The organism is Paenibacillus sp. PvR098, assembly GCF_017833255.1.
In the GTDB taxonomy this organism is placed as follows: domain Bacteria; phylum Bacillota; class Bacilli; order Paenibacillales; family NBRC-103111; genus Paenibacillus_G.
The window spans coordinates 2,468,403-2,480,000 of record NZ_JAFIBU010000001.1 but is presented as its reverse complement, the minus strand read 5'-3'; the positions used below and the strand labels follow the sequence as shown (position 1 = coordinate 2,480,000).

The 11,598-nt window shown below is 45.1% G+C and carries 8 protein-coding genes, 8 tRNA genes and 2 rRNA genes (1 of these 18 cut by a window edge); 17 read left to right on the top strand and 1 reads right to left on the bottom strand.

Going from position 1 to position 11,598, the window contains the following annotated elements; all coding sequences use genetic code 11:
* The 16 genes from JOE45_RS12340 to JOE45_RS12265 all read left to right on the top strand — a co-directional run.
* Positions 1–1,296, top strand: a 23S ribosomal RNA gene (locus JOE45_RS12340) (it extends 1,626 nt beyond the left edge of the window).
* Positions 1,297–1,356: 60 nt separating this feature from the next.
* A 5S ribosomal RNA gene (gene rrf / locus JOE45_RS12335) occupies positions 1,357–1,473 on the top strand.
* 46 nt (positions 1,474–1,519) lie between these two features.
* Positions 1,520–1,596: transfer RNA gene (locus JOE45_RS12330), tRNA-Ile, on the top strand.
* 54 nt (positions 1,597–1,650) lie between these two features.
* Positions 1,651–1,727: transfer RNA gene (locus JOE45_RS12325), tRNA-Asp, on the top strand.
* A 5-nt stretch (positions 1,728–1,732) separates the two neighbouring features.
* Positions 1,733–1,808: transfer RNA gene (locus JOE45_RS12320), tRNA-Thr, on the top strand.
* A 4-nt stretch (positions 1,809–1,812) separates the two neighbouring features.
* A tRNA-Tyr gene (locus JOE45_RS12315) sits at positions 1,813–1,895 on the top strand.
* A gap of 73 nt (positions 1,896–1,968) precedes the next feature.
* Positions 1,969–2,040 (top strand) — tRNA-Gln (locus JOE45_RS12310).
* A 10-nt stretch (positions 2,041–2,050) separates the two neighbouring features.
* Positions 2,051–2,123: transfer RNA gene (locus JOE45_RS12305), tRNA-Lys, on the top strand.
* Between the two features lie 10 nt (positions 2,124–2,133).
* Positions 2,134–2,216 (top strand) — tRNA-Leu (locus JOE45_RS12300).
* A gap of 91 nt (positions 2,217–2,307) precedes the next feature.
* A tRNA-Pro gene (locus JOE45_RS12295) sits at positions 2,308–2,384 on the top strand.
* Positions 2,385–2,889: 505 nt separating this feature from the next.
* Entirely contained in the window at positions 2,890–4,770 is a 1,881-nt protein-coding gene (gene htpG / locus JOE45_RS12290) for a molecular chaperone HtpG (RefSeq protein WP_210019923.1), read from the top strand.
* Between the two features lie 150 nt (positions 4,771–4,920).
* Positions 4,921–6,639 carry a DUF262 domain-containing protein gene (locus tag JOE45_RS12285; protein ID WP_210019924.1) on the top strand — a complete coding sequence of 573 codons (1,719 nt, stop codon included), beginning with the start codon at positions 4,921–4,923 and terminating at the stop codon, positions 6,637–6,639.
* Positions 6,640–6,893: 254 nt separating this feature from the next.
* Entirely contained in the window at positions 6,894–7,376 is a 483-nt protein-coding gene (locus JOE45_RS12280; protein ID WP_210019925.1) for a hypothetical protein, read from the top strand.
* A 108-nt stretch (positions 7,377–7,484) separates the two neighbouring features.
* On the top strand, positions 7,485–8,273 hold the full coding sequence (locus JOE45_RS12275) for a hypothetical protein (RefSeq protein WP_210019926.1): 789 nt from the start codon (positions 7,485–7,487) through the stop codon (positions 8,271–8,273).
* Positions 8,270–9,202: an ADP-ribosylglycohydrolase family protein gene (locus JOE45_RS12270; RefSeq protein ID WP_210019927.1), complete on the top strand. Its 933-nt coding sequence runs from the start codon at positions 8,270–8,272 to the stop codon at positions 9,200–9,202. Before JOE45_RS12275 ends, JOE45_RS12270 begins: the two co-directional genes overlap by 4 nt.
* Positions 9,203–9,318: 116 nt before the next feature.
* Positions 9,319–10,155 (top strand): hypothetical protein, encoded by an 837-nt coding sequence (locus JOE45_RS12265; RefSeq protein WP_210019928.1) that lies wholly within the window; start codon positions 9,319–9,321, stop codon positions 10,153–10,155.
* 80 nt (positions 10,156–10,235) lie between these two features.
* Here the strand turns inward: JOE45_RS12265 and JOE45_RS12260 are convergent, their stop codons facing one another.
* The gene (locus JOE45_RS12260) at positions 10,236–10,877 is read right to left on the bottom strand and encodes a hypothetical protein (RefSeq protein ID WP_210019929.1); all 642 of its coding nucleotides are present in this window, start codon (positions 10,875–10,877) and stop codon (positions 10,236–10,238) included.
* A gap of 222 nt (positions 10,878–11,099) precedes the next feature.
* On the opposite strand from JOE45_RS12260, the gene JOE45_RS12255 reads away from it, so the two are divergent.
* Positions 11,100–11,552 (top strand): hypothetical protein, encoded by a 453-nt coding sequence (locus JOE45_RS12255; RefSeq protein ID WP_210019930.1) that lies wholly within the window; start codon positions 11,100–11,102, stop codon positions 11,550–11,552.
* Positions 11,553–11,598 lie beyond the last annotated feature (46 nt).

Sequence of the window (11,598 nt, the reverse complement as noted above, 5' to 3'; positions counted from 1 at the left end):
GCCAGGGAGAAGGTGCCCGTACCGCAAACCGACACAGGTAGGCGAGCAGAGCATGCTAAGGCGCGCGGAAGAACTCTCGTTAAGGAACTCGGCAAAATGACCCCGTAACTTCGGGAGAAGGGGTGCCTCGGTAGGGTGAATAGCCCGAGGGGGCCGCAGTGAAAAGGCCCAAGCGACTGTTTAGCAAAAACACAGGTCTGTGCGAAGCCGCAAGGCGAAGTATACGGGCTGACGCCTGCCCGGTGCTGGAAGGTTAAGGGGAGCGGTTAGGAGCAATCCGAAGCTGTGAACCGAAGCCCCAGTAAACGGCGGCCGTAACTATAACGGTCCTAAGGTAGCGAAATTCCTTGTCAGGTAAATTCTGACCCGCACGAATGGCGTAACGACTTGGGCGCTGTCTCGACGAGAGATCCGGTGAAATTTTAATACCTGTGAAGATGCAGGTTACCCGCGACAAGACGGAAAGACCCCATGGAGCTTTACTGCAGCTTGATATTGGACTTTGGTACGATCTGTACAGGATAGGTGGGAGCCTGAGAAGCATGAGCGCCAGCTTGTGTGGAGGCGACGTTGGGATACCACCCTGATCGTATCGGAGTTCTAACCTGGTACCGTGATCCGGTATGGGGACAGTGTCAGGTGGGCAGTTTGACTGGGGCGGTCGCCTCCTAAAGAGTAACGGAGGCGCCCTAAGGTTCCCTCAGAATGGTTGGAAATCATTCGAAGAGTGCAAAGGCATAAGGGAGCTTGACTGCGAGACAAACAGGTCGAGCAGGGACGAAAGTCGGGCTTAGTGATCCGGTGGTACCGCATGGAAGGGCCATCGCTCAACGGATAAAAGCTACCCTGGGGATAACAGGCTTATCTCCCCCAAGAGTCCACATCGACGGGGAGGTTTGGCACCTCGATGTCGGCTCATCGCATCCTGGGGCTGAAGTAGGTCCCAAGGGTTGGGCTGTTCGCCCATTAAAGCGGTACGCGAGCTGGGTTCAGAACGTCGTGAGACAGTTCGGTCCCTATCTGTCGTGGGCGTAGGAAATTTGAGAGGAGCTGTCCTTAGTACGAGAGGACCGGGATGGACGTACCGCTGGTGTACCAGTTGTCTCGCCAGAGGCACGGCTGGATAGCTAAGTACGGAAGGGATAAGCGCTGAAAGCATCTAAGCGTGAAGCCCCCCTCAAGATGAGATTTCCCAATTAGTAAGACCCCTTGTAGACGACGAGGTTGATAGGTTCGGGGTGGAAGCGCGGCAACGTGTGGAGCTGACGAATACTAATCGGTCGAGGGCTTATCCAAATACATGAACTTCAGCATGCTTTGTTTCGATCCAGTTTTCAGGGCGCAAACCTGAATATGTTTGGTGATGATGGCGGAAGGGAACCACGCGTACCCATACCGAACACGAACGTTAAGCCTTCCAGCGCCAATGGTACTTGGACCGCAGGGTCCTGGGAGAGTAGGACGTCGCCAAGCAGAAAACTCCCACTTTTGTGGGAGTTTTTGTTTTTATAAGCAATTAGGGCCTTTAGCTCAGCTGGTTAGAGCGCACCCCTGATAAGGGTGAGGTCGGTGGTTCGAGTCCACTAGGGCCCACCAAATACGATGATGGGGTAATCACTACATTACTATTCCCCACAATCAAACAAACACGGAGCCGTGGTGTAGAGGCCTAACATGCCTGCCTGTCACGCAGGAGACCGCGGGTTCGAATCCCGTCGGCTCCGCCATATGTGCCGTTGTAGCTCAATTGGTAGAGCAACTGACTTGTAATCAGTAGGTTGGGGGTTCAAGTCCTCTCGACGGCACCATTCTGGAGGCTTAGCGAAGTGGCCAAACGCAGCAGACTGTAAATCTGTTCTCTGACGAGTTCGGTGGTTCGAATCCATCAGCCTCCATTAGGGTATATTAAAAGGTAGAACATTGTAAAACCCTTGTATGGATTTAAGTACTCGATAACTCTTTGATTATTGGGGATTAGCCAAGCGGTAAGGCAACGGACTTTGACTCCGTCATGCCTAGGTTCGAATCCTAGATCCCCAGTTCATAGCTAGAGCCATTAGCTCAGTTGGTAGAGCACCTGACTTTTAATCAGGGTGTCGTAGGTTCGAGTCCTACATGGCTCACTTTCAATACGCGCGTATGGCGGAATTGGCAGACGCACCAGACTTAGGATCTGGCGGGAGACCGTGGGGGTTCAAGTCCCTCTACGCGCACCAATATTGCGGAAATAGAACGAGTGGAGCTTCGCCTTGCCAAGGTGAGGGTCGCTGGTTCGAATTTTGCTTTTATCCTTACGCTAAATGTTAACGGGACGTAGCTCAGCTTGGTAGAGCACCTGGTTTGGGACCAGGGGGTCGCATGTTCAAATCGTGTCGTCCCGACCATTATTGTAAATATAGTCAAGGCTAGGAGAAGTTGATTCACCAACCAATATAAAACTACATACCATCTACTGATTTAAGCCGCGGATAACCGCGGCTTTTCTATTGTGTAAACTAAATCAGTGTATGTGCAATCCGTATCACGGCAATGATGTAGATAATTAGTAAACCTTTATTAAAACAAATAATGTCCTGACAAATCGGAATAAGTCTTATTTCCTTATTTTTATCAAGACATTATTGTGAAAAAATATAGTTGTGCTATGGTGCAGTCGTATTAATAGATGCAAACGTTGTCACAAAATAGAATGATGGCTAAGATTTGATCCAGAAACCCATTCTATACATCTTCCATTTTCTTGTTTGGTGTCTTGCCCAAGTCGATTTTGCCTTGGAACTTTCAGTAACATATTGACATCAAAAAATGGCATATGTAATATAAAAGTAAGGGTTAGCACTCAGTTGTCTGGAGTGCTAACCGTAGACCGGATTGAGAGGGGACCTATTCATGGCAAAAAAACAGTTTAAAGCAGAATCCAAAAGATTATTAGAGATGATGATTAACTCCATTTATACGCAGAGAGAAATCTTTTTGAGAGAGCTCGTTTCGAATGCCAGTGATGCCATCGACAAAATTTATTATAAAGCGTTAGCTGATGATCAATTGGTGTTTAACAAAGAAGATTATTACCTCAAAGTAACGGCTGATAAGGAAAGCAGAACATTGACCATCTCCGATACGGGGATTGGGATGACAAAAGAGGATCTTGAGAATAACCTGGGGGTTATCGCCAAGAGCGGTTCGTTAGCGTTTAAGAAAGAAAATGAATCGAAGGATGGGCACAATATCATTGGTCAATTCGGGGTTGGCTTCTATTCCGCTTTTATGGTGGCCGATGTAGTTACGGTCATCAGCAAGGCTTTGGGCAGCGATGAAGCTTACAAATGGGAATCCAAGGGAGCAGACGGCTACACCATTGTGCCATGCGAGAAAGAGTCGGCAGGTACGGAAATTATTTTGAAGATTAAAGAGAACACCGAGGATGATCAATATGATGAGTTTCTTGAAGAGTACCGTTTAAGATCGATTATCAAAAAATATTCCGATTTCATTAGATACCCGATCAAGATGGATGTGAAAGGACAAAGACCTAAAGAAGGCAGCGAGAATGAATTCGAGGAATACCAAGAAGAACAAATCATCAACAGTATGGTACCGATTTGGCGGAAAAATAAGAACGAGCTTACGACAGAAGACTATGAGAATTTTTATTCTGAAAAACGTTATGGTTTTGATAAGCCTTTAAAGCATATCCATATTAGCGCCGATGGTGCCGTGGTCTATAATGCCATTCTATTTATCCCGGAGAATACGCCGTTTGACTATTACACGAAGGAGTATGAGAAGGGGTTAGAGCTTTATTCCAATGGTGTGCTGATCATGGATAAGTGCTCCGATTTGCTTCCCGACTATTTCAGCTTTGTCAAAGGAATGGTAGATTCCGAGGATTTGTCTTTGAACATCTCTAGAGAGATGCTTCAGCACGATCGACAATTAAGTCTCATCGCCAAAAACATAAAGAACAAAATCAAAGGCCAACTGCAAAGCTTGTTAAAGGATGAAAGAGAGAAGTATGAGAAGTTCTATACATCCTTTGGCAGACAGTTAAAATTCGGGGTATATAGTGATTACGGCACCCATAAAGAAGTGCTGCAGGATCTGCTGATGTTCTACTCCTCCAAGGAGAAGAAGCTGGTCACCTTGGATGAATACGTCTCGAGAATGCCTGAAGATCAGAAGTACATTTATTATGCTTCGGGAGAATCGATTGAAAGAATAGAGAAGCTCCCCCAAACCGAGATGGTAGCTGACAAGGGGTATGAGATCTTATACTTTACCGATGATATCGATGAGTTCGCCATCAAAATGCTCATGACCTATAAAGAGAAAGAATTTAAATCCGTATCGAGCGGCGACTTAGGGATTGAATCGGATGCTAGTGAGAATTCTTCGGATGCAGAAGAGAACGATAACAAAGACCTCTTTGAATACATGAACAGCATACTGACAGACAAAGTGAAAAATGTCAGAGCATCCAAGAGACTGAAAACCCATCCTGTCTGCCTGTCTGCAGAGGGCGATTTAACGATAGAAATGGAAAAGATTTTGAAAGCCATGCCTAGCGGACAAGATGTGAAAGCGGAGAAGATCTTGGAAATTAACATCCATCATGAGGTATTTCAATCCTTAAAGGATGCTTATGCAAAGGATAAAGAGAAATTAAATTTGTATACAAACCTATTGTACAATCAAGCACTATTGATAGAAGGATTGCCTATCCATGATCCGGTGGAATTCACCAATGATATTTGCAAAATCATGGTTTAATACGGTGAATTCATGAGTAACGAAAGTAACCCGACCCAGGTGCAAACCTGGGCGGGTTATTTGTCGTTCTGTGAATGGTCATCAGGAATGGTACGCCTCTTATTTGGTATTGATTTCTACCGAATGATGTAAGAAAATGGGTTAGTGTGTTTGTCTTACTTATACAACGATCAAGATGTATTTCAAAAGTGGTTCAGGATACCAGAGTATCAGCGTCCATATGTTTGGGGAAGCGATCAATTGATAGAACTCCTCGATGATGTGTATCAGGCGAGAAATTCCAATCCCGATTCTCAATACTTCCTGGGTTCCATGGTATTAAAGAAGACCGATAATAATGATGGAAAATCAAATTATGAAGAGTATGACTTACTGGATGGTCAGCAAAGGCTGACGACTTTGTTTTTAATTACCTCTGTGATTCGTGATTTAACGCCGGTCACCAATTCCTCAAGGATTGAAACCTGCCGCAAAACGATATACCAAATGGCCAATCCGGATGATAATATTCCTGAAAGGCTTCGGATTGTTTTTGATATACGGGACAAGGTAAAGGATTTTGTTAATTCATATATCAAAGAAGAAGGCGGAACCGCAAGGGTCCAAGAGCTTCAGCAATTTGCCGGTCGTAAAGATGAAGATATCTCTATAAAAAATATGGCTAACGCCATACTGACGATTAGAGATTATTTCAGCAATGGCCATTCGATTGACGAGTTCTTCCCTTATTTAAGATCCAATGTCTTGATGATCTATGTTGCCGCGGAAGAATTGGAAGATGCTTTTCACTTGTTTACCGTGATGAATAATCGAGGGATCAAGCTAAGAAACAGTGATATTTTAAAGGCAGAAAACCTTGCAAAAGTAAAAGACGCGGCTGAGCGGACGAATTATGCGAAGAAGTGGGAAAGCATAGAAGAGTATTTTGGAGAAGATTTTGATAATTTCCTGTCTCATTTAAGAACGGTTCTGGTGAAGCAAAAAGCCGGATATAATCTGCTCAAGGAATTCGAAGAAAACATCTATGCTCCAAGAGAGTTTGATCGAATAAACAAAACGTATCACAGCAAGCCCGCTCTGCTCGAAAAAGGAAAGAACACCTTTGAATTTATTGATACCTATTATAAACATTACAACTATCTATTTGATCAGGATCATTATACTTTGTTCAATAGCTTTGAATTGAATAACTATTTGACTCTCATGAAAGAGGGACTCGAAGCGGATTATTGGGTGGCCGCACTTTTACACTTTTATAATAAATTCAAAACCAATCAGCTTCTTGAATTTGTGAAAGCACTGGATAATAAGTTCTCCTGCGATTGGATCGTTGGGCTGTCACCTACGCTCAGAATTGAGAATGTAAACTCGATTATCAAAAAAATAGATGATGCTCAAACCCCGCAGGATGTAATATCATCCTCAGAAATGAGTGTGAATACAGCAGATCTAAAAAGGATACTTACAGGCGGAATATATGGGCGCAGGTATGCCAGATACTTGCTGTTGAAATTAGATTTGCTTTATCTCGGTCATACTACGAAATTTTCACCGCCGCAAATGATCAGCATTGAGCACATATTGCCGCAAAATCCGGATCTTTCAAGCCAGTGGGTGAAAAACTTTACCCCGGATCAGCGGTCAGAATGGACAGATAAACTTGGTAATCTTGTGTTAATCTCCCGGAGGAAAAATACGGCACAGAGTAATCTTGATTTTGATAAAAAGAAGGAAAAATATTTCAAAAAGAATATTGAATTATTCAGTAATTCCATTCGAATCTACAAGCAATATAACAGTTGGCTGCCTGCAGATTTGAAGAAGAATCATGATGAGGTCATCGATAAAATACTTAGGTCGTACGCCTAATCTATATGTTGGGTACGACTCTGCTTTGCTCTGTCCCTTAAATACGGTTAAGCTTCCGGAAGGACGTAACACTTAGGTTACGTCCTTTTTGCTATGGTATAGATAACAAATGAAATTGGAAGGGGTAATGTGGATTGGAAGGCTCCAACGGATGGAGTGAAACTGTATAAACACATATAGCCCGGAAGAGAAGGAGAGGTGGGACAAAGAGGTGAATTGGATAAAGAATGGATATTTAGAAAGGAAGTATTGGAATGAGTGCCCTGTATGAGCTGTCATGTGAATGCGGTTGGAACCGAAGCTATTGGTTAGGCGGGAGTTCGTTTATCAGAGATGCCTATTCAGATATTGAAAAGGAAATGGAAGCTGAACAGCATCCCAAAATCAAGCAGATGTGGGGTGAAGTACTAGAAGGCTCTTTGCTTCAATTAGAGAAGCAGAGGGCCGATCGGAATCAGCCCTATATGCCCTCGTTTCTAGCGAAGAGGAGGGGGCGTGAAATTCAGGTTTCAAGCAAGCCGTATGTTTATTCCGGATGGGAGCTTGGCATTTGCCGGCCATGCGCCGCGGTGGACCGTTATCTGCAAGTTGTAACGGCACAAACGGCGACGCAGGAAAAAATCCATACTTCCTTATGCCGGATTTGTGCAAATGAGGTTTCCATTATGTCATTAGAAGAAGTAGAGTGTCCGGTATGCTCGCGTATGATGAACTACCACAGTCGAGCGAACGAATAGACCAAATACGGATGAAGTACCTTTTAAAATGGGGAAGTTGCTCCTTTTTTTCTCGTTGATGCATTTCCGGTTGTATGATAATTTGAAATTCGTGGAAGGAGAAATCTTGTGCAAATCATCGTTGATCCCGAAAGTCTTGATGGTCATCCCGAGAACGGTTCGTTGGTCCAATTTCAGGGCAATTGGTACCGTGTAGTATCAACGGAGTATAGGGATGAGCGGGGCCCCGGCGTCCTATTGTACCGAACCGCAGCCGAGGGCAGCCGCATCAACCCCGACCGGCAAGTCCTGGTTGTGAAAGAAGATATTACGAGGGACGAATGTTATTTGGGTGAAATCATCTCGTACACTGAACAGCTCTGGATTGTGGATGACCTCGCATACCAGACTCTGTTCGGAAGCTTTATTCGGCTGTTTGCGATAGACGAAGAAAAGGACGAGTGGGAGGATAGCTGGATTCGGATGGAGGGAGTATCACCTTCGCCGCAGCATCGTTATCAAATCCTGCACTTGGTAACCTTCGAACAGAACAAGGATCTGCAGAGCAAAATAGGGTTTGTTATTCAGGACGAACAAACCGGAACATTATGCTGCTGTTCTTATAAGGAAGCCTGGAGGGTGGTTTTCGAGCAGGGTGCTAGTAATGCCAAGGCATCGAGCAGCACCTTCGGCAAGATGACCACGTATTTGATAGATTCCATTGATGGCTTGCCTCCGTTCGACAGTCATTACTGGCGGACGCCGCTGGAGGAAGCAGAGCATCGATGGCGGAAGCAGTTCTCTCCTGATTTTCAGCGCGCCATCGACGCTGCTGTGAGAATGAGAAGAAGACGGCAAACCGCTCAGCCGAAGGAAGGATCGAACGATGGATTAGATGGAGGAGGAGCTGTTGTATGAATACTAGGCTTGCGCTAAGTTCGGATCGATACCAGGGATGTTTATTCGGTTTGGCCGCAGGAGATGCGTTAGGAACAACGGTCGAATTTTGTTCCCCCGGTTCGTTTGCACCGGTGCATGATATGGTGGGCGGAGGTGTGTTTGACCTGCTGCCTGGCCAGTGGACGGATGACACATCCATGGCGCTATGTTTGGCGGAGAGTTTGCTTTCCACCAGCGGATTCGATCCCGTAGATCAGATGACGCGGTATAGGCAATGGATGCGAGAGGGCTATATGAGCAGCACGGGAGAATGTTTTGATGTCGGCAATGCCACTAGTGAGGCAATTTCGCGGTTCGAGCAATCCGGAGAGGGCTACTGCGGCTTGGAAAGTCCGCACTTGGCCGGCAACGGTTCCATCATGAGGTTGGCCCCTGTACCGATGTTTTTTGCCGAGCAGCCGGCTTTAGCCGTTCGCTATGCGGCGCTAAGCTCCAAAACCACACATGCGACGTGGGAATGTGTGGACGCATGCAAATTTCTGGCAGCGTTGATCCTGGCAGCACTGCACGGATGGTCCAAAGATGAAATGTTGGAACCCGGGGCGTTCAGGGAATGGCTGGGGGAGGAGCCTCTAACGCCGCGGGTAGAAGAGATTCGAGACGGTTCTTACCGCAGAAGCGAGCCGCCGGTGATACAGGGAACCGGGTACGTGATCAAGTCCCTGGAGGCGGCCTTGTGGGCGTTCGCTAAGTCAACTTCTTATGAAGAGGGGGCGCTTCTCGCCGTAAATCTGGGCGACGACGCCGATACAACGGGGGCCGTATACGGTCAGCTCGCGGGAGCTTATTATGGATTAGAAGGAATTCCTGCCCGATGGGTAGAGATGTTGGCTAAACGAAATGTGATTCGGAATCTGGCAGAGGGCTTATATCAGAATAGGCGATGAAGCAAATAAATAAGAGGATCGGAAAATTCTTAGGGTGTTGAGGCGCATGGTCAATTGCTGCCACAAATACGCTTACTAAATTCGGTACCGGTGTGAGATAAAAGGAGAGAGAACCCTTGTACTTAACGGAAGAGCATATTCATTCTTTGTTGTCTTTTATTGGTTATGGCGATGTATCCAAGGCTCAAATCATCTTCTTGGGTAATGAAGGTGGTCTTGGAGACCGAAGTGTGGAAGATAATATTGCAAGCATATGCTTTACATATAAAGAAAACGTTAATCATTGTGTCCATGGGGATTGGACAAAGGGTTATTGGAAACAGGATCAATGGAAACCGGGGAGAGAAGTGCGCGTGCCTCGAAGTCCGTTCCTACGATTATGTTCCAGAATGATTTTAGCCTTGGAACATCCGGATCAGCCCATTCATTCATGGTTTCAACAAGCTGATCATAACGTAATTCAAGACGTTAAACGTTTCCTTATGGAGGGTGGCTTGTTTACTGATCGGCCCGGCATTCAAACGGCCCTCTTGGATTGGCGTCCTCTTCCGCGGAAACGTGAAGCCGATCCTTTGCCCTACGACAATATCAACCAAAAAAGTTATATTGACGCCTTTAATTTTTTCGATAGACCTAATAACAATCCCTACATAGAATGGAGAACCAAAAGATTAAGCTTGTTCCAGGACTTGATGAAAAGTTATCCCGTGCCGTTAATCTTAGGTATTGGAAATATACCGGCTAAGAAGAGAATGGTCGACGGTATTTGGGGCGAACAGATATATGAGGAAATCACTCTGCAGCCCAGTGGTAAAAAAATAGCTATCAGCAAAAATATAATAGGTGATAACACAAGGGTTATCCTGACTCCCTTTTTCGGCTATGAACATATGGGGTATTCCGGTGTCAAGGACCTTGCACAGTATATAAGCGATCACATTGAATTAAGATAAACCAATTGAAAAGCAAACATCTATAAAGAATGATAGCCCCGTCATCGAATGATGATAAGGGCTATCTTCATTATCGGGGGTTATCTATCTAGCACATGCCAAGCGATTGCGGCTTTGAAGAAAGTGGATTCATTCTCCGTTAATTGGTTTGCTTCCAAGTACTTATTGATTTTCTCCCGAATATAAAATTGTAAGGATTCAAACGGCCTACTTCTCGCGTTAGGGATGTTAAGCTCTTCCCCTACTTGTTTCAAATAATGGCTGTCTGCTATGGCGGTAAAAAGCTCAGGAAATAGTAATAGTTCAAGTCTCTGCGTATACATCGTCGGCTTAGGAGATTGGCCATTCTTGGACAGGTGGTCTAATAAGCCAATCTGTCGTATTGTTCCTGCCAGCGCATAGCTCATGACTTGATAATTCTGCTTACGAACCAAGAACAGCTTAGCGAGTATTTCTTTGGTATCATCCATTTGTATGAAGTTCAACAAGTTAGGAACGATTGGCCGTGGTTCAATGGCTATGGCTGCTGCAAATCGATTTACTTCCTCGCCAACTAAGAAGTCCTCAATAAAATCAACCGATTGTCCAGGCTCCCAAGCATCGATCCTGGCGTGAAGATTCTTTAGTAAGGTATTGGTTTTTTTTTCAAAATCGGGGTCCGTATTCTCTTTAAGGGACTGCTTTAACCGGTGATAGGCTTGGTCGATTTTATCCATACTCAAGGTGTTTTTCGCTCCTTCGAAGAGTAGAGTTTACTGGATGATTTAGGCAGGGACTTAAGTAGTTTACTATGGTATTTTGAACCATTGCAAAACTTTTTTTCTTTAGTTAGAGAAGACGTCCTTTCGTATAATGGAATTGTACACGCTATCACGTAACAAGAATGTTACGCCGCATCATTTACTATAAGGGAATAGAAAGATCACATTTAAGGAGGTCACACGATGACGAACCACGAAGTGAAAATCATTAGAATCTTCCATGTACATATAAACAAGGTGCAGCAGTGCCTGCGCGATGATCGTTTACCCGATGCAAGGTGGTTCAAAGGGATATGCGATTCGATCGCTTTGTTAAAGCTTTCTGCGAAAGTAAAAGGCAGCCGCAAAAATCTGGCCTGGCGTAGACTTGAGCGATATTATAGCAGAATTTGTCGGCTTCTGGATTTGGGTGCCCCGATGATTATTGTAAGGAAGGAAGCCCAGCAATTAAAGGAGGCACTGACTGAGGTAGAGCAGGTGTTTAGGGGGATTACCCCCAGGCTTACTTACGAACAAAAGCAGGACATACTGATGCATAGAGATATCGATTTTGCTGTACATGGAGAAGATCCTCTGTTTGCTATCCGTAATCGAAAGCATATTTTAAGTCCGGCCCTGATCGGTTATAGATTATGACTATCGTATAGCGGTTCTCTTGAAGCGTTCTTGAGAGTAAGGGATA